This is a genomic window from Edaphobacter sp. FHG110511_03, from assembly GCF_059115365.1.
The window spans coordinates 321,133-346,609 of record NZ_JBZYWL010000002.1; the positions used below are offsets into that span (position 1 = coordinate 321,133).

General features: G+C 58.5%; 24 protein-coding genes. 17 read left to right on the plus strand and 7 right to left on the minus strand.

All coding sequences use genetic code 11. The annotated features are described in order from the left end of the window. The 8 genes from AC5S26_RS10790 to AC5S26_RS10825 all read left to right on the plus strand — a co-directional run bounded on the left by AC5S26_RS10790 (position 1) and on the right by AC5S26_RS10825 (position 9,375). The gene (locus AC5S26_RS10790; RefSeq protein ID WP_494184900.1) at positions 1–480 is read left to right on the plus strand and encodes a metallophosphoesterase family protein; all 480 of its coding nucleotides are present in this window, start codon (positions 1–3) and stop codon (positions 478–480) included. 313 nt (positions 481–793) lie between these two features. Next, positions 794–1,519 (plus strand): SAM-dependent methyltransferase, encoded by a 726-nt coding sequence (locus AC5S26_RS10795; protein WP_494184901.1) that lies wholly within the window; start codon positions 794–796, stop codon positions 1,517–1,519. Positions 1,520–1,862: 343 nt separating this feature from the next. Further along, positions 1,863–2,669, plus strand: coding sequence for a GNAT family N-acetyltransferase (locus AC5S26_RS10800; RefSeq protein ID WP_494184902.1), 807 nt, complete (start codon positions 1,863–1,865; stop codon positions 2,667–2,669). 204 nt (positions 2,670–2,873) lie between these two features. After that, positions 2,874–4,088 (plus strand): cytochrome P450, encoded by a 1,215-nt coding sequence (locus AC5S26_RS10805; protein ID WP_494184903.1) that lies wholly within the window; start codon positions 2,874–2,876, stop codon positions 4,086–4,088. 386 nt (positions 4,089–4,474) lie between these two features. After that, entirely contained in the window at positions 4,475–5,365 is an 891-nt protein-coding gene (locus AC5S26_RS10810) for a class I SAM-dependent methyltransferase (protein ID WP_494184904.1), read from the plus strand. 354 nt (positions 5,366–5,719) lie between these two features. Beyond that, the gene (locus tag AC5S26_RS10815; RefSeq protein WP_494184905.1) at positions 5,720–6,055 is read left to right on the plus strand and encodes a hypothetical protein; all 336 of its coding nucleotides are present in this window, start codon (positions 5,720–5,722) and stop codon (positions 6,053–6,055) included. An 8-nt stretch (positions 6,056–6,063) separates the two neighbouring features. Continuing rightward, positions 6,064–6,633, plus strand: coding sequence for a hypothetical protein (locus AC5S26_RS10820; RefSeq protein WP_494184906.1), 570 nt, complete (start codon positions 6,064–6,066; stop codon positions 6,631–6,633). A gap of 165 nt (positions 6,634–6,798) precedes the next feature. Beyond that, positions 6,799–9,375 (plus strand): hypothetical protein, encoded by a 2,577-nt coding sequence (locus tag AC5S26_RS10825; RefSeq protein ID WP_494184907.1) that lies wholly within the window; start codon positions 6,799–6,801, stop codon positions 9,373–9,375. Between the two features lie 35 nt (positions 9,376–9,410). Here AC5S26_RS10825 and AC5S26_RS10830 read toward each other — a convergent pair whose 3' ends face one another. From AC5S26_RS10830 to AC5S26_RS10840, 3 genes are read right to left on the minus strand one after another with little or no spacing between them, the layout of a single operon-like run. Further along, on the minus strand, positions 9,411–10,028 hold the full coding sequence (locus AC5S26_RS10830; RefSeq protein ID WP_494184908.1) for a hypothetical protein: 618 nt from the start codon (positions 10,026–10,028) through the stop codon (positions 9,411–9,413). Between the two features lie 36 nt (positions 10,029–10,064). Then, positions 10,065–11,186, minus strand: coding sequence for an ABC transporter permease (locus tag AC5S26_RS10835; RefSeq protein ID WP_494184909.1), 1,122 nt, complete (start codon positions 11,184–11,186; stop codon positions 10,065–10,067). Then, on the minus strand, positions 11,183–12,580 hold the full coding sequence (locus tag AC5S26_RS10840) for a hemolysin family protein (protein ID WP_494185407.1): 1,398 nt from the start codon (positions 12,578–12,580) through the stop codon (positions 11,183–11,185). Before AC5S26_RS10840 ends, AC5S26_RS10835 begins: the two co-directional genes overlap by 4 nt. Positions 12,581–12,679: 99 nt before the next feature. Between AC5S26_RS10840 and AC5S26_RS10845 the strand changes: the two genes are divergently transcribed. Further along, entirely contained in the window at positions 12,680–13,267 is a 588-nt protein-coding gene (locus AC5S26_RS10845) for a hypothetical protein (protein WP_494184910.1), read from the plus strand. A gap of 72 nt (positions 13,268–13,339) precedes the next feature. Here the strand turns inward: AC5S26_RS10845 and trxA are convergent, their stop codons facing one another. The 3 genes from trxA to thrC all read right to left on the minus strand — a co-directional run bounded on the left by trxA (position 13,340) and on the right by thrC (position 16,663). After that, positions 13,340–13,672, minus strand: coding sequence for a thioredoxin (gene trxA, locus AC5S26_RS10850; RefSeq protein WP_494184911.1), 333 nt, complete (start codon positions 13,670–13,672; stop codon positions 13,340–13,342). Positions 13,673–14,120: 448 nt separating this feature from the next. Then, complete coding sequence (gene thrB, locus AC5S26_RS10855) at positions 14,121–15,050, minus strand: homoserine kinase (protein ID WP_494184912.1); 930 nt, start codon at positions 15,048–15,050, stop codon at positions 14,121–14,123. 125 nt (positions 15,051–15,175) lie between these two features. Then, on the minus strand, positions 15,176–16,663 hold the full coding sequence (gene thrC / locus AC5S26_RS10860; protein ID WP_494184913.1) for a threonine synthase: 1,488 nt from the start codon (positions 16,661–16,663) through the stop codon (positions 15,176–15,178). On the opposite strand from thrC, the gene modA reads away from it, so the two are divergent. From modA to AC5S26_RS10875, 3 genes are read left to right on the plus strand one after another with little or no spacing between them, the layout of a single operon-like run. Further along, the gene (gene modA, locus AC5S26_RS10865) at positions 16,663–17,391 is read left to right on the plus strand and encodes a molybdate ABC transporter substrate-binding protein (RefSeq protein WP_494184914.1); all 729 of its coding nucleotides are present in this window, start codon (positions 16,663–16,665) and stop codon (positions 17,389–17,391) included. The two genes, thrC and modA, sit on opposite strands and share 1 nt — an antisense overlap. A gap of 46 nt (positions 17,392–17,437) precedes the next feature. Further along, positions 17,438–18,124 carry a molybdate ABC transporter permease subunit gene (gene modB, locus AC5S26_RS10870; protein ID WP_494184915.1) on the plus strand — a complete coding sequence of 229 codons (687 nt, stop codon included), beginning with the start codon at positions 17,438–17,440 and terminating at the stop codon, positions 18,122–18,124. A gap of 16 nt (positions 18,125–18,140) precedes the next feature. Then, on the plus strand, positions 18,141–18,863 hold the full coding sequence (locus AC5S26_RS10875) for an ATP-binding cassette domain-containing protein (RefSeq protein WP_494184916.1): 723 nt from the start codon (positions 18,141–18,143) through the stop codon (positions 18,861–18,863). Positions 18,864–18,872: 9 nt separating this feature from the next. On the opposite strand, the gene AC5S26_RS10880 is transcribed toward AC5S26_RS10875, so the two are convergent. Next, positions 18,873–19,928 (minus strand): UDP-N-acetylmuramate dehydrogenase, encoded by a 1,056-nt coding sequence (locus AC5S26_RS10880; protein WP_494184917.1) that lies wholly within the window; start codon positions 19,926–19,928, stop codon positions 18,873–18,875. A 123-nt stretch (positions 19,929–20,051) separates the two neighbouring features. Here AC5S26_RS10880 and AC5S26_RS10885 point away from each other — a divergent pair, with 123 nt between their 5' ends. The 5 genes from AC5S26_RS10885 (at position 20,052) to AC5S26_RS10905 (ending at position 25,474) form a co-directional block, all read left to right on the plus strand. Continuing rightward, positions 20,052–20,477 carry a BrxA/BrxB family bacilliredoxin gene (locus AC5S26_RS10885; protein WP_494185408.1) on the plus strand — a complete coding sequence of 142 codons (426 nt, stop codon included), beginning with the start codon at positions 20,052–20,054 and terminating at the stop codon, positions 20,475–20,477. 107 nt (positions 20,478–20,584) lie between these two features. After that, positions 20,585–21,565, plus strand: coding sequence for a sigma-54-dependent transcriptional regulator (locus tag AC5S26_RS10890; RefSeq protein ID WP_494184918.1), 981 nt, complete (start codon positions 20,585–20,587; stop codon positions 21,563–21,565). A 42-nt stretch (positions 21,566–21,607) separates the two neighbouring features. After that, entirely contained in the window at positions 21,608–23,440 is a 1,833-nt protein-coding gene (locus tag AC5S26_RS10895) for a DUF885 domain-containing protein (RefSeq protein WP_494184919.1), read from the plus strand. Positions 23,441–23,619: 179 nt separating this feature from the next. Next, positions 23,620–24,474, plus strand: coding sequence for a pyrroline-5-carboxylate reductase (proC, locus tag AC5S26_RS10900; RefSeq protein ID WP_494184920.1), 855 nt, complete (start codon positions 23,620–23,622; stop codon positions 24,472–24,474). A gap of 55 nt (positions 24,475–24,529) precedes the next feature. Continuing rightward, a complete protein-coding gene (locus AC5S26_RS10905) occupies positions 24,530–25,474 on the plus strand; it encodes a COX15/CtaA family protein (protein ID WP_494184921.1) in 945 nt (314 codons plus the stop codon). Positions 25,475–25,477 lie beyond the last annotated feature (3 nt).

Sequence of the window (25,477 nt, forward strand, 5' to 3'; positions counted from 1 at the left end):
ATGTTGGTTGGGGTGATCTCAGATACGCATGGCTTGCTGAGGCCGGAGGCCCTGGTGGCTCTGGCCGAGGCGGAACAGATTCTGCATGCGGGTGATGTGGGGGATCCGAAGATACTGGATGCTCTCCAGAAGATCGCACCGGTGACAGCGATCCGCGGCAATGTGGATGTTCATGGGGATTGTTCCCTGCTCCCCGCGACCGAAGCGGTGGAGTTGGGTGGACGGCTGTTTTACCTTGTGCACTCGGTGCGGGATCTCGATATCGACCCGGTGGCGGCGGAGGTGGACGTGGTGGTCAGTGGGCACTCGCACAAGCCGGGAATCGAGCGGAAGAAAGGCGTGATGTACCTCAACCCGGGAAGCGCAGGACCGCGGAGATTCAAACTGCCGGTGAGCGTGGCTCTGGTGACAGTAGGTGAGGGCGGGGTGGAGGCTCGGATTGTGGAACTGGAGGTTCCAGGAACAGAAGCCAGCTTGTAGTCGTGATCTGGCTCAGTGCGTGTGCGATTTGTCGTCAACCGGAGAGTCAGGAGGCGATTAACACGCGACAGCGATGAGGCTGCGGCGGGAAGGATAGTCGAGGTCGAGGCTTGGCGTGCGCCCTCTGCTCTGGGGCATGATTAATTGCAAGATGGAACGAGGGGAGTCGCAGGTGTCAGATTCGATCGAACAAAGAATTAAGCATCTTTCGAAATCGGTCAGGGAATTAGCGCTTATCGGAGCGTGGCTAAAGTTGCAGTCTGGAAAAACAGTTGAACCACTTGTTCGCGAACAGGTGGAGCTCGGAGCTCGAATGGCGTTCGGCTTCGATCCTCCGACGCTCGCGGAGGAGCAGGTGGAGCCGCTGCTCACCACCATCGGGATGGCGCTTGCCGAAAGTGGCGAACTCTTCAATAGTCCGGAAAGAGGAGCCAACTGGCAGGTCGCAGATGTCGAGTTGCTGCGTACACAAGGGCGTGCCTCCAGAAGTGTCGTCAATAGAATCCTGTCGCTTGCCGAGAGCCGTCCCGCAATGCAAGAGGCGCTCAAAGGAGCTTTTCTCGACGTGGGGACGGGGGTCGCCGGGATCGCACTTGAGGCTGCCAAAACATGCCCAAATCTCCAGGTCGACGGCATCGATATCTGGGACCCCGCTTTGGCGATCGCCGAAGAAAACGTCCGGGAGAGCCCCTATGCCGATCGCGTTCGGATCATGAAGCTCGATGTGGCGAACCTGGATGTGCAGAAGCGTTACACTCTGGTCTGGCTGCCCACTATGTTTCTGTCGCGATCGGTGCTGGAGCGTGCCCTTGATCGCATCGCAGCAGCGTCAAAGAGCGGGGCTTATCTGATCGCGGCCATTTATACTCGGCCGGAAGATCCGTTTATGGCTGTTGTCTCGACCCTACGCACCATACGAAGCGGTGGGGAAGTAAGTAGTCCCTCCGAGCTGGAGGCCATGCTTAAGTCTCGCGGGTACGCCAACCTGGAGCGAAACGTTGCGCCGATCGCGACTCTGGTTGTGGGCAAGCTGCCCTAACTCCCCGGAACACATTGCAAAGTTTCGGGCAGAAGAGCCCGGGAAACGATTGGATCTCTTCGCGTGAGGCTGTCCGGAGGAGACGGGAAAAGCCTAACTAGTGACCTTATGGAGGCGGTTCGAGCTGAAGCTCGAATTCCCACTCATGCGATGAAACCGCATGAATGGGGCACCCGGCAACTTGCCAGAGGCATAGCCGGTCCGACCGCGTGAATGAGTGACTTGCCTTGTTACTGACGGTCCGGTTGCCCGTCGACAGATTGTCGGGATCACGGTGCCTCATGGCCACGAAAGCGCGCGTATACTTTGCTACTACGCCAAGCCGCATGCATAGGCGAACGCTATGTACTTTTCTGACCGTCTACTTTCGAAACGTTTGGAGCGCGCCGAAGGACACGCATGCGTTCAGTACGCGGAAGCACGGCGTCGTCTATTCCCGGATAGCGGTGCCGGATGGATTGAATGCGCCGGTACATACGCAGTCTTCGACGGCCTCGAATCTCCCGTCACTCAGACCTTCGGACTCGCTCTATTCGAGGAGCTGAGTCCAGCCTCCCTGGATGTGATTGAACGCTTCTTCCTCGACCGCAAAGCTCCGGTGCTTCACGAAGTGAGTCCTTTCGCAGGGGTTGCTGCGCTGCAAATGCTCAGTGCACGCAATTACAGACCTATCGAGATAAGCAACGTTCTTTGTCGGCCTGTCGAACGGCCCACGGCAGAGGAGCAAAGTGACATCGGTGTGCGGGTCATCGCGCCGGAAGAAGCGCAGTTGTGGAGTGACATAAGCGCGAGGGGCTGGTCCCACGAACATCCCGAACTCAGCGATTTCCTTTTAGATCTGGGTACCGTAACTGCAGCACGCGAGGACAGTCTGTGCTTCCTTGCAGAACATGACGGCAAACCCGGTGCTGCTGGCGTGTTGTCCATTCATAATGGAGTTGCTTTGTTCGGCGGCTCGGCTACGATTCCCGAGCTGCGTCGTCGTGGGTTGCAAGCGGCACTCCTGCATAAGCGTATGTGTTACGCCTTCGATCATGGGTGTGACCTGGCGATGATTGTCGTGCAGCCGGGCAGTGATTCCCAACGCAATGCCGAGCGTAAGGGGTTCCGGATCGTGTACACACGTACAAAATGGCAGTTGTGCACCTAAGGGCCGCCAACTTAGGGATCCGAGCCTGGAGGAAGTGCAATTCGGCGAACCTTTCCGGCACGATCGGAAGGCAATCTTGAATTAACGCCCAACCAGCTCCGTGGTCAAGGCCCGCATGTACCAATCGAATTTCGTCGACAAAAGTCACGAAGGGAATAAATTCGCTCCTGCCGGGTTTATTAAAGGTAGCGCAGGGAGAGAAACTTGAACCGTCAGAAGGCGATCTCAGAGAGCGTAAGTGCATTCAACCCAGAGTTCAGAAACAACCCACATCCGATTCTGGATAAAATTCGCTCCACGCATCCGGTCCTGGTGGATGAATCGACAAAGACGGTCATACTCACCCGGGCGGCTGATATCGCACAACTGATCAACGATCGAAATATTGACACTGACCCGCGCAAATGCAGCCCTGATTCCGAGCTACGACAGGTATTCCGCGTCGATGAAAATTTCAGACCGTCCCTTCTGCGCATGGACGATCCCGATCACAAACGAGTCCGTGATCTCGTCACCAAAGCGTTCAACCAAGCCTCAATCGATGCCCTGCGACCCAGGATTGAGCAAATCGCCTCCGACCTGCTCGACTCTCTTCAGGGGCGTTCCTCCTTCGATCTGATTGCAGACTTTGCTGAACCGCTTCCCATGAGCGCTATCGCCGAGCTGTTGACGGTCGATAAAAGCAAACGCGAAGACTTCCTGCAATGGTCCAAAGCCCTGAATCAGTTATTTAATCCCACGCTCACCCCGGAACAGCTGGAAAGACTCCAATGGGGATCGCAAAATTTCCACGCCTACCTGAAACAAATCTTCGACCAGCGCAGAGAACATCGTGGCACCGATCTGATCAGCTCCCTGATCACCGCACACGAGGGAGAACATAAGCTCACAGAGTGGGAGATCATCAGCACTTGCGAACTCCTGCTCTTCGCCGGCAACGTCACCACGACGGATCTTATCGGCAACGGAATGCTCGCTCTGCTCAGGCATCCCGAGCAGATGGAAAAGCTTCGCGCAAACCCCGCTCTGATGCCCGGAGCGATCGAAGAGATGCTGCGCTTCGACTCCCCGGTAACCCAAGTGGGTCGTGTCGCTAGAGATTCGGCCGGCATCGACGGATGCCCGTTCCACAAAGGTCAGACAATCTATTCTTTCCTGATCGCCGCCAATCATGACCCAGACCTTCATCAGGATCCTCATGCGTTCGATATAGAACGTCTGAACAAGAGACACTATTCATTCGGAGGCGGCGCGCACTTCTGCCTCGGGGCTCATCTGGCTCGTGCAGAAGCACAAATTGCCTTCTCGCGTCTTCTGGAGCGCTTTCCCAGAATCTCACTGAAGCCAGGAACAGTTCCGGTACGAAAGATCGCGCCCTCATTCAACGGATTGGAATCGCTCTGGTTGACCGTAGCCTAGATCCAAGAATCCCAAAGTGATCTACCGATCATGCAAAGACCCAATCACGCAGTCGCAATCGCATGATCATGGCGATGCCCTTACACCTCTGTCTTTCAATTGGACTGCAAGTACTGGAGCGAAGAGAACGAACAGAAGTTACGCCAAACGATGAAGGCATCTTCTCCTCAATAATCCGCGCCGCCAATTTCTCCCCGACAGGAACCGTTCCAGCGTAATCGGAAGACAATCTTGATTTAACGCCCAACCAGCCGAAAACCGCGGTACATTAGTTCCTCCGCATTTTTAGGAGACGGCCCCCTACTCAAAGAGACTCTGGCACTGCCTACGGCGGATACGACGTCCATGACATCTACCGTTCGTGTGAGACAGAGAATTGAGGACCTATGAATGCAGTGCACAACTACGTGCTTCGCCCGATTCGCCGCATTCTCCAGCCTGTACTGCCTCAGAATATCGTTTACGATGCGTCCTACAAATACCTCAGACGGCGTTATCTGGACCTTCTAGACGAGCATTTGAGTCCAGAGTGGGTCAATCGGTACTTCACCGATGGGGCCGCTATGTCGAATCGCCTGCGCCTGCTTACGCGCACTCTCGATAAAGAGATGTTTGAAGCGCCCTATCCCGACAGTCAGTTTTTTTATGAGTCCTATCGGCAGGTCTACCACTTTTTCAAAATACTCCTATCGCACGGCTTCAATTTGCGCACTTGTGGTTCCATCCTGGATTTCGGTTGTGGTTCGGGGCGCATCCTCCGACTTTATCGGTATATGACCGGAGTGCGCCTCGTCGGAGCGGATGCGAACCCTGAGTGCATCGCGTATTGCCGGGAACAGGTGCCGGGATGCGAATTTCATATCAACGACCTGGACCCCCCGCTCGCTTTTGCCAAGGGAAATGACTTCGATTTGATCATTTCTCTTTCGGTGTTCACACACATTCCTCTCGCGCAGCAAATCGTCTGGCTGCAGGAGATGAAGCGCGTGCTCAAGCCAAAGGGTTTCCTGCTTTGCACGGTGGTGGGCTTTTCCCACATCGATGCGCAGTTAGGCGCCGAGGGACGCACCATCATCCAGGAAAAGGGAGAGATCACGCTGGGTAAGGACGATCCCGGAGTGTCTCTTTCGACGCAGGTCGGCGGATCAAACTTCGATGTCTTTCAACGCAGAGACCGCGTCATCGAAGTCTTCGGCGGTGTACTGAGGCTGGTGGATTACATTCCGAGTAGCCGATCCCCCATCGGTCAGGACTTGCTGGTACTGCAGAAGGCCTGATGAAACCGCATTTCTCTTGCGACCCGGCGTTGCGTAGGCTAAAGCTACCTGGGTATTGAATTAGGGCTTGGCAATTTTGCAGCAACTAACTCTTTATTGCCTTTACCCCTGTTAATTCTGTTAGTTGTGCACTCCTGACCCGAAGCCTATACTCTTTTCGCTTCGGTCTTCTATGAGGCGAGACACCCTGCGGTTTCAAGGAGGCCGGTAATGCGAGTCGGATTGCCAGCTCTGGTGCTTTTCCTATTTTCGCCTTGGGCGACAGCTCAATACAATTGTCCGAAAGGATTTCAATACGCGGGTACGTTATCGGGGACAGGTTCTGTATCGACTCCCTTCGACAAGCGAATAGCCGTGAGATTTCCTGAGAATACGACCTTGGATGCGTCCTTTCAGCAGAAAAAAGTCCATGCCACAAACGGCAAGAGCGGTGCTCGTTCCAGCCTTCGCCCCGAAGACATCCCCAAAGGAGTCTTGATCATTACGTACGGGAAAGAGGACAAAATTACTGACGCGGGATGGGCGGTAAGTGCCCCGGAACTGAAAGGCATTGCGCGAGACGGTACGGGAAGAATCACACGATATGAATTTGGTATGAAGCTCTTTTGCACCGTGAACAGCGGAGGAACGAATCCGATGGTCGGTGAGTGCTCAGTGAATGTGGAGGTCTGCTACAAGCCTTCGCGTTAACGATTTCTATGAAAAAAATCAAAACTCTTCTGGTGTCACTCCTCTTCGTAGCAGCATCGTCTTTCAGCGCAAAGAGTCCGGCGCAGGTCGGCACTGTGGATTGGCAGGCAAGACTCAAACAGCAACTTCCACTTCTTGGGCACCGTAATTGGATTTTGATCGTCGACTCCGCCTACCCTCTCCAGGTGTCCCCAGGGATCGAGACGATCGAGACCGGAGCTGGAGAGCTTGCGGTTACGAGCACCGTGCTTTCGGAGCTCGACCACTCCATTCATGTCACGCCTGTTGTTTATCTGGACGCCGAGCTGCCGCATGTGCCTGAACAGAATTTTGTTGGGTTGAACTCCTATCGGGAAGACCTGAAACGAACTCTCAAGGGGCGCACAATCCGATCTCTTCCCCATGAACAGATCCTCAGCAAGATCGGCGAAACGGGCAAGGAGTTCAAAATTCTAGTCTTGAAAACGACGATGGCGATACCCTACACATCCGTCTTTCTTCAATTGGACTGCAAGTACTGGAGCGAAGAGAACGAACAGAAGCTACGCCAAAGCATGAAGGCATCTTCTCCTCAGTGATTCGGAGTTGAATCGCCGTGGGTTGGGCCTTTCACAAATTTTAGCGTTGTCATTCTTCGGCAACCTGTTATACGTTTGTGTTCGAAAAACCTCATTGCACAATCGTCCGTGCTGCCCCCCGGTGTTGTCGGGCCCTCTAGTTCCCTCTCTGAATGGAAGGTCCAGATGACTCTCAACCCTCGAGTTCTAGTCCTATCTGCAGCGCTGGCGGCTCTGGTTCTTTATCCTTCGCGTCCTGTCTCGGCTTCTCGTGCCGACGGAGATTTTCCTACCGGGTGCCAGGCACTGCCGTCTGCCAGCTCTCCAGGGTTTGAGGCGAAGCTCGACACCTTTATCTTCAACACCTGTTACCAGGCGCCGGGATGGAGGCATGATGCAGACATTCGTTCGTCGGGAGGCGTACATCCGTTTGTAAAGATCTGGTACTCGCCGGAGATATGGAAGTGGATGACAATCGACCAGCGCAGGGGCAATCCGCCGGACGGCGCGATGCTGGTGAAGGAGCAATTTCAGAGCACCGATCCCCAGAGCCAGAAGGCGGAGGAGTGGACCGTCCTGGTGAAGGATTCCAAGGGTTCGCACGATGGATGGTACTGGGCAGGTTTGAGCGCTCCGACCTCTTCTTCAAGCGCAAACACCGGGAACGATGAAAGCTCGAAGCGGAAGGGCGGATCTACGCCGCAGTGCCAGCAGGCTGCGTATCCCAGTATTGGTTTCGGACAATACTGTTTGAACTGCCACGCCTCGGCTGCGGGTTCGACTTCGACGTATGCGAATCCGAGCCATGTCACGGGAGCAGAGCCGCCGCCGCCGAGCTCCGACATTCCTCCAAACGACAACATTCATCACCGGCTGGCGCGCCCGCTGTTTAAGCAGGATGTGATCTCCCCGAGCCCGTGCATGATTCCGGAGTCGTTCGATCACGTAGTGGCAAAAGCGGAGGCGAATCACCCATGGCACTTTGTGACATCGGACCAGTGCACGGGCTGCCACAATGCGACGGGCACGCTTTCGCCGACGACGGCGGAGCTGCCACGCATGCTCTGGCCGAATGCGCTGGCGGACCCGATGGTGAACGTGTCGCCGAACGGCGAATGGCGCTTCTCAATGATGGGGCTTTCGGGGAGAGATCCGATCTTCTTCTCACAACTGAACTCGGAGAATACGCTGCACCCGGTTCTGGAAGGGCATCTGCGTGACGCGAAACCCTTTGTACAGGACCTGTGCCTGAGCTGCCACGGCGTAATGGGAGAGCGGCAGTACAAGGCGGACACCGGCAATTTCTTTACCCGGGCGGAGCTGCTAAAGGTGGATTCGCCTTACGGCGCACTGGCGAGGGATGGGGTCTCGTGCGCAGCCTGCCACCATATCGCGGATGCAGGGCTTGGCGATCCATCGACGTTTACGGCGAAGTTCAATCTCGGGCCAGTGAATGAGATTTACGGACCTTACAAGGACAATGTTGCGACGTACTCGATGAAGAGCGCCATCGGCATGGAGCCGAAGGCTACGGACCAGAACCAGATCGAATCGGCGAAACTTTGCGGATCGTGCCACACCATCGTGCTTCCGGTCTTCCGCGCCGATGGCAGGCAGGCGAGGCAGAACGGTAAGCCGTCGCAGTTCTACGAGCAGACGACCTATGTGGAGTGGCTGAACAGCGACTTCCTGAACCAGAGCTGTCAGAGTTGCCATATGCCGCATGACTACAAGGGCAATCCGCTGTCGTACAAGATCGCGAACATCGAGGACAATACGTTTCCGGCGATCACGACACGCGCGCCGAACCAGGACATCACGCTGGTGAACCGCGACGATTACCATCGCCACGCCCTGCTGGGCATCAACATCTTCGCGCTGGAGATGTTCAAGCAGTTCCGCAGCGAGCTTGGACTGTATCAGCAGGATCCGATGCTACGCAGCCCGAACCAGACGGTACCGGGAATCGACACGGCGATTGCAACCAGCCTGGAGAGCGCATCGCAGAAGACAGCAGTAGTTGAAGTGCAGTCGCTGGGAACAGCGGACGACAAGATTGTCGCCGATGTAAAGATTACGAACCTGGTGGGACACAGCTTCCCTTCGGGAGTCGGCTTCCGACGGGCGTTTGTCGACTTCCAATTGCTGGATGAAGACGGCAAGGTGTTGTGGGAGTCGGGGAAGACGAATGAAGACGGCGTGATCACGGATGGAAGAGGGTTTCCTCTTACGACGGAGTTCTTTACGTTATTCCAACAGAGATACCAGAAGCACCACTGGTTAGAGAATCCGATTCGCCGGGAAGACGAAGTACAGATCTACGAGGAACTGGTGGTCAATCCGGAGGGCTTTCTGACGACGAGCTTTATCGCTCTCGATCACAAGGTTAAGGACAATCGTCTGCAGCCTCGAGGATGGAAGTCGACAGGCCCGTTCGCAGATGAAACCGGTCCGGTAGGTACATGTCTGAGCAAGCGTGGGGGCGGCGATTGCGATCCGAACTACGGTGATGGAAGCGGTACGAACGTTATCCGGTATGAGATTCCGCTCAACCGGAAGACGAACAAGGCGACTTCGGTACGGGCTACGTTGTACTACCAGTCGATTCCGCCGTATTACTTGTTCGATCGGGCGACGGACGCGGTGGGAACGGATACAAATCGCCTGATTCGCTTCACGCGCGAGATCAAGCTCGATAACACTCCGGTGAAAAACTGGAGACTTCCGATCGCTTCGGCGCAGCGACCGCTTGGACTGTGTTGACGGAGGTTGCGAAGACGGGACGATGATTAAGGGAATTACTTCTTGTCGAAGGTGACCGTTGTGAGGATGGAATAGAGGCGTTTACGTACCGCGTTCAGCTCGTCCGGAGTCATGTCGCGGACTCCGCTGACGTCACCGCCACAGAAGTTGTGGATGATGAGATCGAAGCGGTAGCAGGCGTTGTTTCGCAGAGCGGTGTAGATCTCGTCGCGCGATTCGGTGCAGATGGTGCCGTGCTCGTCGTAGCCGTGGGTGAAGGTTGCCCCTGCGACCTGGGTCGTGGTGACGGTGCGGGGCGCCTGCGCGGCGGCCTGGGAGCGGCATTGGGATTCGGTCATGCTAGGAGTGACGCTGAAGTAGAAGAGCGCGCCTGAAAAGGTGGATCTGGGGTGCGGGTTGAAGGCGATGGTCGCAAGACCTCGCATCCGGGTGGCGGGCGGCGCGGTGCGGACATCGAGGGAGAAGGTGCTGAGCTCTGCGTCGCGACGAGTGAGGTTCCATCCGGTGGGGATCTGGAAGGCCACACCGTACTGGGCGTCGTGGAGGGTCGTGGCCGGGGTGGTCTGGACGGATGCGGTGCCTGCGGCCTGCGCGCAGAGATTCGTTGTGGAAAGGGCGGAGAGAAGGAGCGCGAAGATGAAGGGCCTGATCATTGCTTTCTCTTTGACGGTACGGCTCGCTTCGCTGGCTCAGAAGGACGAGGAAGCGCGCATGCGGGGGTTCGCGATGGTGTAGGCGACGTCGGTGAGCAGGTTGACGGCGACGTACGTAAGACCGACGGCGAGGATACAGCCCTGCACGAGCGCGTAGTCGCGGTTGTAGATGGCCGAGATGGTGAGGCGGCCGATTCCGGGCCAGCTGAAGATGGTCTCGGTAACGATGGCTCCGGCGAGCAATGAGCCGAACTGGAGGCCGATAACGGTAAGCACGGGGATGAGTGCATTGCGTAGCGCGTGGCGATAGACGACGGTGCGCTCGGAGAGGCCCTTGGCGCGCGCGGTGCGGATGTAGTCCTGCCCGAGCTCCTCGAGCATAGCGGTACGGACCATGCGGGTGAGTACGGCGGCAAGAGACAGTCCGAGGGTGAGTGCGGGGAGGATGAGATGAACGAGGAAGTCTCCTACGCCTCCATTGCCTGCGGTGGAGACGGGAAGCCAGCCTAGCGTGATGGAGAAGAGGAGGATGAGGATGGGGCCAAGGGCGAAGTTGGGGAAGGACAGGCCGACGAGGGAGAGGACTCCGAGGGTGCGGTCCTGCCAGCGATTGCGATGGAGCGCAGAGGCAATGCCTGCAGGTATCGACGCGGCGATGCCGATGACGAGCGCGGCGAGCGTGAGAGCGAGGGTGTAGGGGTAACGCTGCAGGATGAGATGAGTGACGGAGTCGTGCAGACGAAGTGACTGGCCAAGGTTAGCGTGGAGGATTCCGCGCCAGTAATGGGTGTACTGCTGAAGAAGAGGAGCATCGAGACCGTAGGCGTGGCGAAGAGCGTCGATGTCGGAGGCAGCGGCTCCATCGCCCAGCATCTGGACGATGGGGTCGCCAGGGACGAGGTGAATGAGAAGGAAGACGACGGAGACGACAACCCAGAGAACGGGGAGCGTAAGGAGGACGCGACGGATAGGGTGCCAGTAATTGTGGCGCTGCGCGGCCCTGAGTGGCGCTTCGGGCGAAATATAGGGGTTCCTCGACTCAGCGCTGCGCGCTTCGCTCGGAATGACACTTTTATTGTCGGGGGCATTTTGCTGTGCTTCGCCTGAGTTGCCGCCGTGGTTTTGCGGAGCGTTCTCCTGGTTTCCTCCTGTGGTCATTGCGTGGCTTCCCTGCTCTCTTCTTCGTAGGGCACGAGATCAGGACCGGTGAGGGGTTCCACGTTGATATGACTGATGCGATGGCCCGCCATCTCGGCGACGGTGTATCGGCGGCCATCGTACTCGATGCTCTCACCGGAGGTGGGAATGTGTCCGAGTTCGGCGAGAAGGAAGCCAGCCAGGGTTTCGACGCCGGCCTCGCGGGGAAACTCCCAATGAAGCTGATTGCGGAGATCGCGGAGAGAGGTGGCACCGTCGAGGGTCATGATGCCGGTGGCGTTGGAGAGTGCGGAGCGGGTGATGTCAAACTCGTCATCGAGCTCGCCAACGAGCTGTTCAAGGACATCTTCCGCGGTAACGAGGCCGACGGTCGTGCCGAACTCGTCGACCACGATTGCGATCTGGCGGCGATTCTGCTGAAACTCCTGGAGGAGCTCGATGGCGAGCTTGGTCTCGGGAACGACGACCGGTTGGCGCATGATGTGGCGGAGGGTGATGCCGGACTGTACGCGGCTGCCGAGGGCGAGGGCCACGGAGCGGAGGTGCATAAAGCGGGAGACGTCTTTGGAGTAGAGGATGCCGATGATGTTGTCGGTGCCGGGGCTCGCGGGATCGTAGACGGGGACGCGGGAGTGCTGTTCTTCGACGATGCGCGAGCTGGCCTGCTCGACGGGCATATCTGCGGGCAGAGAGAAGATCTTGCCGCGGGGGGTCATGATCTCGCGAACGACGACGTAGTTGAGCTCGATGGCGCGGTGGATGATCTCCTCCTGAAAGACGGGGAGAAGTCCCATGCGACGCGTAGCAGTGGCGATGAGCTTGAGCTCCTCGGGAGAATGGACGCCGCCTTCGCCGCTGAGAGGAGCACGGAAGAGCCTGAGGACGAAGGCTGCGGAGGAGTTCATGAGCCGGACGATGGGGCGGGTGATGCGAATGAAGACATCCATGGGCCCGGCAACGGCTAGGGCGATGCGCTCGGTTCGTTGAAGCGCGAGGGACTTGGGAACGAGCTCGCCGAGAAGGACCTCGAAGTAGGTAATGAGGGCGAAGGCGATGATGACGGCGAGGGTATGCGCGTAAATCAAGGCATGGGGGGGAAGCTGGTGAAGCCGGTCGCCGGCGAAACGCAGAAGGATGTCGGCGACGGCGGGCTCGCCGATCCAGCCGAGGGCAAGGGAGGCAAGGGTGACGCCGAGTTGCACGGCGGGGAGAAATTCGTCGATGGTGTTCTTGAGCTTAAGAACCGTGACGGCTCCGGGCCGGCCGTGGGCGATGAGCTGCTGGACGCGGGTTTCGCGAACGCTGACCAGAGCGAACTCGGCCGCGACGAAGAAACTGCTGGCCAGGATGAAGAAGGCCACCAGGATGATGCGAAAGAGGATCCACTCAAGCATTGATGACCAGTGTAATAGCTGCACAAAATCAGTCGCCTTCGGTCAAAACGGGCAAAAGATCGAGCAGCTTGCTGGGGGCGTATCCAAGGAGTATTTTTGATGGCAACGGGTTGCTTGAAGGAGAGTGCTATGCGGCTTGCTTCGATGTCATTCGCGCTGTTGTTTACTCCAGTGATTGCGCTGGCGCAGAGCTCCGGATCGCAGTTCCCGGCACCCAATGCGACCTCGTTAAATCTGCCGTCTGGGATGGCAGCTCGGCTCTCGGAAATGACTGGAACGTGTCCGGTTGGTCTGCGCGCCCAGCGTCGTGGCGAAACCAGCATGCTAACGGTCGATGAGAAGGCGCAACGCAAGGCCGGACAGACTGTCCGGCTGATGGTCAATAATCTTCAGGCCAAGAACATTGCTAGTGCGATCGTTCGGGTCCAAGGCTATGACGCGTCACCCCAACTGTTTCCAGTACGAAGAATGAGCCCGACTGGCAAGATGACAAAGACGGTTTCGCTGAAGCTGAATGTCGCCGGAGGAAAGAACGGTGAGGCGGATGTGACCGCAGAGAAGTTCGGATCTATCAGCAGAATCTATCTTGAGTCGATGCAGTATGCCGATGGTACAGAGTGGCGTGCCGACGCGGAGCAGCCGTGCTACGTGGAACCGGATCTGTTGATGCTGGTTGCCGATAGATAGACAGATCCATGTGAAGAGAAAAAGGCTCGGCGCTGCGGTGAGCGTCGAGCCTTTTCTATAAATCTGAACTGCTTACGCGAGAACCTTGGTGACCGACTTGTCGATTGTGTCCTTGGGGACGTAGCCAACGATCTGCTCGGCGACCTTGCCATCCTTGAAGATAAGGAGCGCTGGAATACCGCGGATGCCATAACGCATCGGGGTTGCGGTGTTGGCGTCAACATCCATCTTCATGACCTTGAGCTGGCCCTGGTAGTGGCTGGCCACTTCGTCCACAACGGGAGCGAGAGCGCGACATGGTCCGCACCAGGCTGCCCAGAAATCCACGAGCACAGGCTGCTCTGATTGAAGGACATCTTTCTCAAAATTCGAGTCGCTAACTTCGGTTACGAACTGACCTGCCATCTATCTTCCTCCGAGGAATTGCTCTTGCGATTGCCACCCAAGCTGGCCGAGCAACCTTCACAATAATAGATGCGCGAAGGCGATTGTGGTTTCAAATCTGGACAACGAGTGTAGAAAACTGGAACCTCTCTCCCCAAAAGGAACCGGATTTGTCAAGGTCTGGTGGATCTGGAAAGGGTATGTCCCAATCTGTGTTGTACATCCGTGACGGTATCGGCAAATACGGGGATTCTTCCACTCCCCTCGGCGCTTCGCTTGCTCGAGGTCGCTCAGAATGACGCTAAGGAGAGCTTTCAGGATGACAGCAGGAAAGGCATTAAGTAGGAAACGCCCGGACCCCTGAAAGGGGTCAACGGGCGCTGTAGCAGCCCTCCCCAGAACTGCTTACACGCTCAAGGTACGCAAGTTAAGGGAGAACGTAAAGAAATCTTAAGTAACTAAATACAGATTACCCGGTTGACAATGGTGCAAAATTCCCAAATTGGGATATTGCCCCACTTGCAATGGTAGTTTCGAGGATTTCTACGTCTGAATCCTGGGAGGCTTGGCGGATAGCGGACAGGACAGAAGCAGAGGATTCCTCCGTAAAAAGCAGAACAGATGGTCCGGCCCCACTGAGCGCAACTCCGAGAATTCCGGGAGTTCCCGAGAGAGGAAGCAGACGGGCAAGCAGTGGGCAGGCCTCCATGCGGTAGGGCTGGTGGATGCGATCCTGCATCGCAGAAGCCAGCAGATCAGCCCGACGTTGGGCGAAGGCAGAGACCAGCAACGCTGTCGCCTGGATATTGGCTACCGTATCTTCGCGAGAGTAGCGGTCGGGAAGCAGAGCTCGGGCCTTGCTGGTGGAGAGGCTGGCCGAGGGGAGCGCCAACACGAGATTCCAGTTTAAGTTATCTGTGTATGTCGCTGTCTTTACAGCTCCATCTCGCATCGCCGATACGGTCATTCCGCCATGAAAACAGGCAGCGACATTGTCCGGATGCCCCTCTCGACGGCAAGCCTCTTCAAGGATCTGCTGCGGAGTCCAGCCGAGCTCGCCGAAGTGATTGGACAACATGACCCCCGCCAGCAGGGCGGCGGCGCTCGACCCGCAGCCCATGCCCAGCGGAATCTGGTTATGGAGCTTCAGATGAAGGCGCGGGGAGAATTTGCCGGCACTTGCTAAAACGTCGACGTAGGTCGTCAGGATGAGATTGTTCTCGATTGCCGAACAGGCGGCTGCATCGCGGCCCGTGGCATCGATGTGGAAGGCCCCGGAGTCGGCGACGCGGGCCTCGATGGTGAGATAGAGCGCCATGGCGAGGCCGAGCGCATCGAAGCCGGGACCCAGGTTGGCAGAGGTGGCGGGAAGTCGGAGATGAAGCGGAGGTATGGTCATACTTGATCCGAAGGACGAGCTGTTTTGCACCATTCGAGCGAACCGCAGGTCCTTCGACTGCGCCTGGCGCATATGCGCCAGGCTTCGCTCAGGATGACACTTTTGTTAAGAGTAGCGCGGCTTCTTTATGCGTGAACCAGCTTCATCTGTGACTCCAACTCGCGGAAGACTGTGTCCGTATCAGGCTCAAGGACGATGGGAGGCTTGCGCAACGCGGTGTGGAGGGCCTGATCGGATGAGGAGATCTGAGAGTTCTCCTGATCGGTAAAGAGTTCGCCGCGATGGTAGTCGATGGTGTAGTTGGAGTCCTTGAGGGTGTGGCCGGTGAGGATGAGCACGACGCGCTCTTCCCTGCCTATCTTGCCCTGCGCGACGAGTTTTTTGAGGCCGGCGAGGGTGACGGCGGAGGCGGGCTCGCAGCCGACGCCTTCGAAGCCGATCTCAGCCTTGGCCAGTGCGATCTCCTGCTCGGAGACCTGCTCGCACCAGCCGCCGGTAGTGCGAAGCGCGCGAAGAGCCTTACGCCAGGAGGCCGGGTTTCCAATGCGGATGGCGGTGGCGCGGGTATTGGCCTTGACCGGGATCAGCTCGGTCCCGTTGTTTTCCTGGAGGCTGCGATAGAGGGGGTTGGCTCCCTCGGCCTGGATGATGCTGACCTTGGGGACACGGGAGATGAGGCCGAGATGATGCATCTCGGAGAAGCCCTTGGCCAGTGCGGAGCCGTTGGCTAGATTGCCGCCGGGAACGATGATGTGCTCGGGGACCTGCCACTCGAGCTGCTCGAGAAGCTCGAAGGCGGGGGTCTTCTGGCCTTCAAGGCGGTAAGGGTTCACGGAGTTGAGCAGATAGATGGGAAAGCGGCTGACGAGCTCGGTGAGGACCCGAACGCAGCCGTCGAAGTCGGTGCGGAGCTGTACGGTGAGCGCACCGTAGTCCATGGACTGGGAGAGCTTGCCCCAGGCGATCTTACCTTCGGGGATAAAGACGATGGAGCGCAGGTCGGCGCGGGCGGCATAGGCGGCCATGGCAGCGGAGGTGTTGCCGGTGGAGGCGCAGGCGACCCACTCGAAGCCCCGCTCGCGGGCGACGGAGAGGGCGGCGGTCATGCCGGTGTCCTTGAAGGACCCGGTGGGATTCATCCCCTGGTGCTTGGCAAGGATCCAGTTAAGGCCGAGGGCCTTCGAGGCGCGGGGAAGGTCGTAGAGGGGCGTGTTGCCCTCGCGAAGGGTCACGACGTTGTCGAGGTCGTCGAGGATGGGAAATAGGTCTCGGAAGCGCCAGACGCCAGACTGGTCGATGGGCATCGTGGAGGTGCGGCGCTCCTGCCAGAGCCAGCGAAGCGCGCTGACATTGGGCAGATTGCTGTCGGACGCGGGAGTATCGCCATTGGGCAAGGAGGACCAGGGATAAATGACGTCATAAAGTCCGTTGCAATCGGGGCAGCGGAATATGCTATTGACAGCGCTGCCGGCAATTCTGGCGCCGCACTCTGTGCATCGGAGCTGATGTGTCGCGACTTTCATGGTTTCAGCTAGGGTATCGTACTCGGCGAGGTCAGCCAAAGGGCCGCCGATGGACATTGGGGTTATCGATGGCTTTGGGCGCGCTTGCAATGGCTTCTCCGCTGTGGGCGCAGCAGGCGAAAAAGGAGCTCCGGGTGGCGGCGGCGTCGGACCTGCAGCCGATTTTACCGGTTTTGGCAGAACGCTATGAGAAGGCCACCGGCGTAAAGCTTTTAGTCAGTTACGGTTCGTCGGGAAACCTCGCGACGCAGATTATCAACGGAGCGCCGATGGATTTGTTTCTGGGCGCGGACTTCGTCTTTCCTGAGAAGGTGGTTGCGGCAGGTCTGGCGGACGGAACTGCCCCGACCCAGTATGCCCGGGGGACGCTGGTACTGTGGGCGCGCAAGGATTCTCCGTTGCAACCGATCAGCCTGGATTCACTGACGGATAAGCGGGTAACGGCCGTGGCGATAGCAAACGATCTTCACGCTCCTTATGGGCGGGCCGCGGTGATGGCTCTGCAACGGTTGAAGATGTACGACACGGTGAAACCGCACCTGGTAATCGCGGAGAACATCGCGCAGGCGGCGCAGTTCGTTGAGTCAGGCAACGCGCAGCTGGGGCTGATCTCGCTAACGGCGGCGAGCACATCGAAATTTCAGGCAGAAGGAACTTTTGTCCGCGTGCCACGATCGACATATTCGCCGATCATGCAGTGCGCGGTGGTGATGAAGACATCTGACCGCCGAACCGAGGCGCACGCATTTCTGGACTGGCTGTTGAAGTCGGAGGTGCAGGCGAGCCTAGTGCCGATGGGGCTGGAGCCGGTGCGGTAATTGCGTCCGCCTGTTATCCCAATCGCTCTGTGTAGACTTGCGCTGTATGGATCTTGAAGCCCTTTGGCTGACGCTGCGGCTGGCAGCGAGCACGACGGCGATTCTGCTGCTGATTGCAGTGCCGCTGGCGTGGTGGATTGCATCGGGCCATGGGATGGCGAGGGCACTGGTGCAGGCAGTGGTGGCGCTGCCGCTGGTGCTGCCTCCGACGGTGCTGGGGTTTTATCTGCTGGTAGTGATGGGGCCTCTCACGGCGCCTGGGCGGCTGTTGATCCGCGTGTTCGGGCATCCTCTGGCCTTCAGCTTCGGGGGATTGCTGATCGGCTCGGTGCTGTACAGCCTGCCGTTTGCGGTACAGCCGCTGGTAGCGGGATTCGAGGCGGTGGATCGCGGATATGTTGAAGCAGCGGCGGGACTGGGAGCTTCGCCGTGGAGGGTGTTTGTTTCGGTCATGCTTCCAATGGCACGCGGTTCCCTGCTGACCAGCACGGTGCTGACGTTTACCCATACGGTGGGTGAATTTGGCGTGGTGCTGATGCTGGGGGGAAATATTCCTGGGGCGACGCGGACGCTTTCGATCTCACTGTACGACCTGGTTCAGGACGGGAACTACGCGGCTGCAAACCGAACGGCGCTTGCGCTGGTGGGGTTCGCGATCGTCGCGTTAGTGGTGATCTATCTGCTCCCGAGCGTGCGCAGGAGCGATGGAAGGCAGGCCGACGTTGTCCGATAAAGTGCTGAGCGTAAGGATGAAGCATCGCGTAGGCGGAATTGCGCTGGATGTGGATTTTTCCCTGACCGAGCCGTGGACGGTGCTGTTCGGGCCTTCGGGCAGCGGAAAGACGACCGTGCTGCGGGCGATTGCCGGGTTGATTCGACCAGCGGATGGGCGAATTGTTAAAGGCAGCGAGGTGCTGTCGGATAGCTCTGCGGGAGTCTTTCTTCCGACCTATCGACGTCCTGTGCGCAGTGCTGCGCAGACGGCGTGGTTGTTTCCACACAAGACGGTGCGTGAGAATTTGCAATATGGCTGCGGCTCGCGAACAAAGGCCGATGATGTGCGAAAGATTACCGAAGAGGCGATGTCGTTGTTTCGTATTCTCGAGCTCGCGGATCGAATGCCGAACGAACTGAGCGGAGGCGAGAAGCAGCGGACTGGGGTTGCGCGAGCACTTGTATCGGCAATGACGTTCGACGGACCGGATCAACCGCTGCTACTGCTGGACGAGCCCTTCACGGGTCTCGATGCCGCGTTGCGGGATGAACTTCTGCTGGGACTGAAAGAGCGCCTTGGACGACGGAAGGTACCTGTCCTGTCGGTAACCCACTCTCTTGGAGAGGCGTTTCAATTGGCGGCGGAGGTCATCAAGATTGCTGACGGAAAGATTCTGGAGCAGGGACCGGCGGAGGTGGTGTTGGCTCGAGAACGGCACCGGCTGCTGGAGCAGCTTGGAATAAATGCCAACGGGTGATCCGTCGATCTAGCCAAGCTGAACGGGTTCCTGCTCGAGCCGGATTCCGAAGAGGGCCTTTACTTTTTGCTGGATTGCGTCGCGCAGAACGAAGATATCGGTGGCGGTGGCGCTGCCTCGATTTATAAGCGCAAGGGTGTGGCGGGAGGAGATTCCAGCGTTGCCCATGACGTATCCCTTGACGAAGCCTGCCTGCTCAAGGAGCCATGCGGCGGGCAGTTTGAGGTGATCGTCTTTTGCGGGCCAGTGGGGGATCTTCTCCTGGGGGAGATTGAGAGCTGAAGCTATGCGCTCAAGGATCGCTCGCTCGACGATGGGGTTCTTGAAGAAGGAACCTGCTGAGCGGGAGTCGGGCTCGCCTTCGACGATCAGCATGCCTTTGCCATGGCGGATCTCGCGGACGACGTGGTAGACCTCGAGGGGCGTGGGCTGGGCAGCACCGAAGCGTCGGGTGAGGTCGGCGTAGGTGAGCTGCGGCTTGCGTGACGGGTCGAAGCGGAAGGTGACCGCGGTGACGATGTAGCGGTCGCGATGGGTGGTGTTGAAGATACTGCGGCGATAGGCGAAGCCGCATTCTGTGTTTGAGAGATCGATGAAGCGTATGGTTTCGAGATCGAGAGCTCGGACCGATGTAATGGTTTCGGCGACTTCCTGCCCGTAGGCGCCTACATTCTGGACGGGGGTTCCGCCGACGGTGCCGGGGATTCCGGCGAGGCACTCGATGCCGCTGATTCCCTGCTCACAGACGGAAAGAACGAAGGCGTTCCACTCGATGCCAGCGGGGACGGTGTAGTCGATGTGGCTGTCGCGTGGCGCTGGAACAATGGGGCTGTCGAGGGCAATATGCAGGACGAGGCCATCAAAACCGGTATCGGCAACGAGGAGATTGCTCCCGCCGCCGAGGATAAAGGTTTTCAGCGAGTGGTGGCGGGCGTAGGCGAGGGCTTCGAGCAGCTCGGCTTCAGTGCGGACGTCGCAGAAGAAGCGGGCAGGACCACCAATCCCGAGGGTCGTGAAAGGGGCTAAGGGGATGTTTTGTTGGATCCGGATCGTGGTGGACTGCACGGGTTTGAGGGTACATCAGGGAGGGTCCCGAGGCGAGGATGACGCTGTTTGGAGCAACCCGGTACAATAGAAAAGAAGGAACGTGCCTTATTGCAGGTTCGCAATCTTCAAGGGGGAAGGCTTATGTATCCAGAGATTATGGTGATTCCGATGCGCGAGGAGCTGACGCGCGCGGGGGTGAACGAGGTTCGCACAGCGGCTGAGGTAGACACGGCGCTGGCACAGCCCGGAACCACAATGGTTGTCGTGAACTCGATCTGCGGTTGCGCGGCAGGCAAGATGCGGCCTGGCGTCCGGCTGGCGATGCAGCATGCAACCAAGCCGGATCACTCGGTAACGGTGTTCGCAGGCCAGGACCGCGAGGCAACCGAGAAGGCGCGCGGCTACTTCGGCGGACATCCGCCCACGTCGCCAGCGATTGCGATTCTGCGCGACGGGCAGCTGGTGTACCTGATGCAGCGCTCCGCCATCGAGACCTCGACGGCACCGGCGATTGCGCAAGAGCTGACCCGCGCCTTCGATACTTACTGCGCGACCACAACCGCGTAGAAGCGACGCTGAAGCTTCAGGCCGGATATCGGGTTCGCCCCGGTATCCGGCTTTTCTGTTTTTTGCGCCTCATCCTGAGGCCGGGCCTGCCGATAGATGGAAGTAACATGACCACCTCCGGCTTCGTCCCTGCTGGCATCTCGCAGGCATCTTTCGACACTTCCCCACTCTCGACTGAGATATCTGCCGGGGCGGCTACCTTGGCAGGCGATGGAGCTGCCATGCGACGGCTGCGTCTGCAGATTGAACGGATCGGGCCGCATTTCCGCACCGTTCTGGTCCGTGGAGCGGTCGGCACCGGCAAGGAACTGGTTGCGCGGGCGCTGCATGCGAAGAGCGACCGGGCCGGGGGACCGTTTGTCATCTGCCATGCGGCCAGAATTTCAGAGATCGACGAAGAGGCGCATAGTGGCGATGTGATCCAGGCCATGGCGGAATCGGCACAAGAGGGAACACTATATCTGGATGGCGTGGAGGAGATGAGCGCCCGCGCACAGAAAAGGCTTCTGCGGCTCCTGGATCGGAAGACGGCACCAAGAACGATTGCGGCAAGCAGCCAGGATTTGCGCGTTCTGGCAGCAGCAGGAATTTTTCGCCAGGATGTCTATCATCGGCTCGCGATGATCGAGATCACACTTGAACCTCTGCGACAACGAAAGGAAGACATTCCGACGCTGGTGATGCATTTTCTGAAGCGGTTTGCTTCGCAATACAAAAAACCGGTCGATGCCATTGCTCGCGATGCGATGGAGAAGCTGTTGCTGCACGAGTGGCCGGGGAATGTTCGTGAGTTGGAGAATGTCCTGCACAACGGCGTGCTTCAGTGCGAGGATACGATGTTGAGCATGGCAGATCTGTCTTTGCCTACAGGGGCGGCAGGGGCGACGGGAGCAGCCCTACCCATAGAGCTGCGACAGAGCGAGCCGCCGATGCGATTGCAGGACGTGATCGACCGGCACGTTCTGCGCGTGTTGCGCGAATGCTCCGGGAACAAGGTGCGAGCGGCGGAGGTGCTGGGAATCAGCCGGTCAACGCTTTACCGGATGCTGGAGGGATGCTCGGCGCAGGCCGGTGAATCTCACCTTTGAGGCGCTCGCAAGATACACTGACCGATGAAGGTTGAGGTGTTCATGAAGAGATTTTCTTCGGTCCGGGCTCGGGTTACGGCTGGTGTTGTAGTGCTTTCATTGGGTGGAATTGTGCCACTCCACGCGCGAGGACAGGCGGGGCCGCTGGGACAGCCCGCTGCGGCGCAGAAGGCTCCACAGACCGCGGAGGAACGCAGCAAGGCCCTCGCTGCCCTGTTCGACGAGATATGGCAGGACCGTCTGAAGCACTCGCCTGAGTTTGCCTCGTTCCTTGGCGACAAGCGATACAACGACCAGTGGAGCGACTACTCGGTGAAGGAGGTAAACGCCTCTCTGGAACGGGGACGCGTCTTCCTGGAGCGGTTGAGCGAGATCGACGTGACAGGGCTGAAGCCGCAGGAGGTGCTTTCGCGTGACCTGATGATCCGCGACCTGACGGATGCGCAGGAGGGTGCTCATTTCAAGGAGTGGGAGATGCCGGTGAACCAGTTCAGCGGCTTCCACACCGACATGGTGCAACTGGTCAGCAGTCTGTCGTTTGAGAACGTAAAGGACTATGACGATTACATTGCGCGCCTGAAGGCGATTCCTACTGTCTTCTCGCAGAACATGACCAACATGCAGCTGGGAATGGACGAGAGACGTGTTCCTCCCGCGTTCCTGCTTGAAAAAGTGGTCACGCAAACGGAGGCACTGGCTACGCAGAAGCCTGAGGAGAGCCCTTTCGCGCAGCCACTCAAGAAGTTTCCGGCATCGATGAGTGCGGCCGATCGTAAGCGTGTCTCTCAGGAGATGGCGGAGGCGATCGTAAACACTGTGCTTCCCACTTATGGACGCTTTGCACGATTTCTGAAGGCCCAGTATGCTCCAGCCGGACGCAAGGAGCCGGGCGCGTGGTCGCTGCCCGATGGGGATGCCTACTACGCCTATCGGGTTCGCCAGAGCACTACGGAGGATAAGCCCCCTGCCGAGATTCACCAGATTGGCCTGGATGAGGTCAAGCGCGACGAGACCGAGATGCTGGCCATCGTCAAGAAGCTGGGGTTCCAGGACATCAAGAGCTTCAGCGCCGCAATGAAGACCAATCCCAAGCTGCATCCGGCGTCGAAAGAAGCATTGCTGGATGCTTACAAGGGCTATATCGCGAAGATGCAGCCGAAGCTGCCGGAGCTGTTCGGCATATTGCCGAAGGCGCAGCTGGAGGTGCTTCCGGTGCCTGCTTACATCGAAAAAGACCAGTCTGCGGCGTATTACTACCCCAGCAGCCAGGATGGAAAGCGTCCGGGTAAGGTTTACGTGAACACCTACAACTTCGCGGAACGCTCCCTGGCGCCAGTCGAGGCTGTCTCGTACCACGAGGGGATTCCCGGACATCATCTCCAGACCTCGATTTCGCAGGAGCTGACGGGCCTGCCTACCTTCCGCAAGCAGGAGTACTTTACGGCCTACACGGAGGGCTGGGGCCTCTACAGCGAGAGGCTGGGCAAGGATCTTGGCTTCTACCAGGACCCCTATAGCGACTATGGGCGGCTGGAGGCGGACATCTGGCGGGCGATCCGGCTGGTGGTCGATACCGGTGTCCACTCCCAGCACTGGACCCGACAGCAAATGGTGGACTACTTCCACGAACACTCCGCCATCGACGAGACGAATGTGCAGGCCGAGGTAGACCGCTATATCGCGTGGCCGGGGCAGGCGCTTGGCTACAAGATGGGCCAGTTGAAGATCCTCGAACTACGGCAGAAGGCAAAGACGGAGCTGGGACCGAAGTTCGATCTGAAGGGATTTCACGATGCTGTGCTGGATTCCGGAGCGCTGCCTATGGACCTGCTGGAGAAGCAGTTGGATGCATGGATCGCGGCACAGAAGAAGTAGCTGGTTTTTCCTGGTTCGGCGCTCACCCCTAACCAGGAAAAACCGCAGATCCTTCGACTCGCGGCTCCGCCCACTCGCTCAGGATGACACTTGGAAGCGAGTCTCATCCATCGAGTTCAGGGAGAGTTGCATCAGGCAATTTTCCTGAACGCGGCAATACGGTCTGATAGCCTTTTGAGATGAGCGAAGAGACATATGAAGTGATAGCGCCTGCCCCGGCCATGCCCCAGCTGCGCGTGGCGATTCTGGGCACCGGCAAGATGGGCGGCATCCTTCTGCAGGCGTTCCTGAAGAACAACCTGCTGGGAGCCGACCAGATCTTTGCCACGGTCCATCATCCAGAGCGTGCACAAGCACTCTCTGTGCAGTATGGCATTGAGATGTCTACAGATAACCTGGCTGCAGCCAGCCAGGCGGATGTGATTCTGCTGGGCGTGAAACCGGTCCAGGTCCCAGCGCTGGTCGAACAGATCCGGCCCGCGCTCTCAACGGAGAAGCTGGTCCTCTCGATTGCGGCCTCCGTCAAGACACGCAGCATTGAAGACGTTGCAGGATGCGATCTTGCGGTCATCCGCGCCATGCCCAATACTCCTGCCATGCTGGCGGCTGGCATTACTGCGCTTTGCGCGGGAAGATTCGTATCGGAACCACAGATGGCCATTGCCCAGAGGATCTTCCAGACGGTAGGCCGCACCGTGGTGGTCGATGAGAAGCATATGGACGCAGTGACGGGTCTGTCAGGCTCGGGACCGGCGTTCCTTTACATCATCATTGAAGCCCTGGCGGAGGCTGGCGTAAACGTTGGCCTGCCGCGCGATGTGGCGACCCTGCTGGCGGCGCAGACGACACTGGGCTCGGCACGCATGGTGCTCGAGACGGGCTATCACCCGGCGCTGTTGAAAGATGCGGTAACGACACCTGCGGGCTGTACGGTGGACGGCATCCTTGAGCTGGAGGAAGGCGGACTGCGCGTCACCTTGATCAAGGCCGTTAAACGCGCTACGCAGCGAGCGAAGGAGCTGGCGAGCGGGTAGAGGGCGGCACCTTTCATCCCGGCAGGAGGCAGCATCCTGCTCGTAGAATAGAACTATGGCCACAACGACCGCGATTACCGTGAAGAAAGCTCCAAGCAAACTAGTGCGCTATGCATGGGCCGTGGTGGCATACAACATCCTGGTAATCCTATGGGGAGCCCTGGTGCGGGCGACGGGGTCGGGTGCGGGCTGTGGCAATCACTGGCCCCTGTGCAATGGGCAAGTGGTGCCGCTTGCGCCTCGGATCGATACGATCATCGAGTTCACGCATCGATGCATGACTGGCGGATCGACGTTCGCCGTGGCAGGCCTTCTGCTGTGGACATTTCGCTCCACGGTAAAGGGTGCCGCGGCGCGCACGATGGCCGTCATCTCGACCGTGCTGCTGGTGAACGAGGCTATCCTTGGGGCGCTGCTGGTGAAGCTGGGCTACGTAACCGGAAATCAGTCCGTGGGCCGCGTGGTGATGCTGTCCATCCACTTGAGCAACACGCTGTTGCTGCTTGGAGCGCTGACACTAACCGCTGTAATGCTGTATACGGGACAGAGCACGCGCGAACTAAGGTTGCGCGGAACAAAGGCGGCTTGGACGATTGCCGGACTGGCCGCAACGATCGTGGTGGGAGTCAGCGGGTCGCTGGCGGCGCTGGGCGATACGCTTTTTCCAGCCTCAAGTTTGCGCGCGGCGTTTGAACAGGATATCTCCTCGAGTTCTCCGCTCCTGCTGCGGCTGCGTGGCATACACCCTTTGAGTGCGGTGATCGCTGCTGTTTTTGTGGTCTGGATCGTACGCGAGGCAAGACGTACAGGTGCGCACCGCTTGGCGACAGCGGTACTTGCTCTGTTGGGTGCACAGTTTCTGCTGGGATTGGTGGACGTCGCTTTGCTGGCGCCGACATGGATGCAGATCCTGCATCTGCTGGGGGCTGATCTTTACTGGACTGCGTTGGTCGCATTGGCGGCAAAGACAGTTTGGCCGCCTTCGCTCCGTAACGTCTGAGCA

What these genes read in the sequence shown, in the direction of transcription:
- AC5S26_RS10790 (WP_494184900.1), top strand. Translation starts at nt 1, where the DNA reads ATGTTGGTTGGGGTGATCTCAGATACGCATGGCTTGCTGAGGCCGGAG.
- AC5S26_RS10795 (WP_494184901.1), top strand. Translation starts at nt 794, where the DNA reads ATGGCGTTCGGCTTCGATCCTCCGACGCTCGCGGAGGAGCAGGTGGAG.
- AC5S26_RS10800 (WP_494184902.1), top strand. Translation starts at nt 1,863, where the DNA reads ATGTACTTTTCTGACCGTCTACTTTCGAAACGTTTGGAGCGCGCCGAA.
- AC5S26_RS10810 (WP_494184904.1), top strand. Translation starts at nt 4,475, where the DNA reads ATGAATGCAGTGCACAACTACGTGCTTCGCCCGATTCGCCGCATTCTC.
- AC5S26_RS10820 (WP_494184906.1), top strand. Translation starts at nt 6,064, where the DNA reads ATGAAAAAAATCAAAACTCTTCTGGTGTCACTCCTCTTCGTAGCAGCA.
- AC5S26_RS10825 (WP_494184907.1), top strand. Translation starts at nt 6,799, where the DNA reads ATGACTCTCAACCCTCGAGTTCTAGTCCTATCTGCAGCGCTGGCGGCT.
- AC5S26_RS10830 (WP_494184908.1), bottom strand. Translation starts at nt 10,028, where the DNA reads ATGATCAGGCCCTTCATCTTCGCGCTCCTTCTCTCCGCCCTTTCCACA.
- AC5S26_RS10835 (WP_494184909.1), bottom strand. Translation starts at nt 11,186, where the DNA reads ATGACCACAGGAGGAAACCAGGAGAACGCTCCGCAAAACCACGGCGGC.
- AC5S26_RS10840 (WP_494185407.1), bottom strand. Translation starts at nt 12,580, where the DNA reads ATGCTTGAGTGGATCCTCTTTCGCATCATCCTGGTGGCCTTCTTCATC.
- AC5S26_RS10845 (WP_494184910.1), top strand. Translation starts at nt 12,680, where the DNA reads ATGGCAACGGGTTGCTTGAAGGAGAGTGCTATGCGGCTTGCTTCGATG.
- trxA (WP_494184911.1), bottom strand. Translation starts at nt 13,672, where the DNA reads ATGGCAGGTCAGTTCGTAACCGAAGTTAGCGACTCGAATTTTGAGAAA.
- thrB (WP_494184912.1), bottom strand. Translation starts at nt 15,050, where the DNA reads ATGACCATACCTCCGCTTCATCTCCGACTTCCCGCCACCTCTGCCAAC.
- modA (WP_494184914.1), top strand. Translation starts at nt 16,663, where the DNA reads ATGGCTTCTCCGCTGTGGGCGCAGCAGGCGAAAAAGGAGCTCCGGGTG.
- modB (WP_494184915.1), top strand. Translation starts at nt 17,438, where the DNA reads ATGGATCTTGAAGCCCTTTGGCTGACGCTGCGGCTGGCAGCGAGCACG.
- AC5S26_RS10875 (WP_494184916.1), top strand. Translation starts at nt 18,141, where the DNA reads ATGAAGCATCGCGTAGGCGGAATTGCGCTGGATGTGGATTTTTCCCTG.
- AC5S26_RS10885 (WP_494185408.1), top strand. Translation starts at nt 20,052, where the DNA reads ATGTATCCAGAGATTATGGTGATTCCGATGCGCGAGGAGCTGACGCGC.
- AC5S26_RS10890 (WP_494184918.1), top strand. Translation starts at nt 20,585, where the DNA reads ATGACCACCTCCGGCTTCGTCCCTGCTGGCATCTCGCAGGCATCTTTC.
- AC5S26_RS10895 (WP_494184919.1), top strand. Translation starts at nt 21,608, where the DNA reads ATGAAGAGATTTTCTTCGGTCCGGGCTCGGGTTACGGCTGGTGTTGTA.
- proC (WP_494184920.1), top strand. Translation starts at nt 23,620, where the DNA reads ATGAGCGAAGAGACATATGAAGTGATAGCGCCTGCCCCGGCCATGCCC.
- AC5S26_RS10905 (WP_494184921.1), top strand. Translation starts at nt 24,530, where the DNA reads ATGGCCACAACGACCGCGATTACCGTGAAGAAAGCTCCAAGCAAACTA.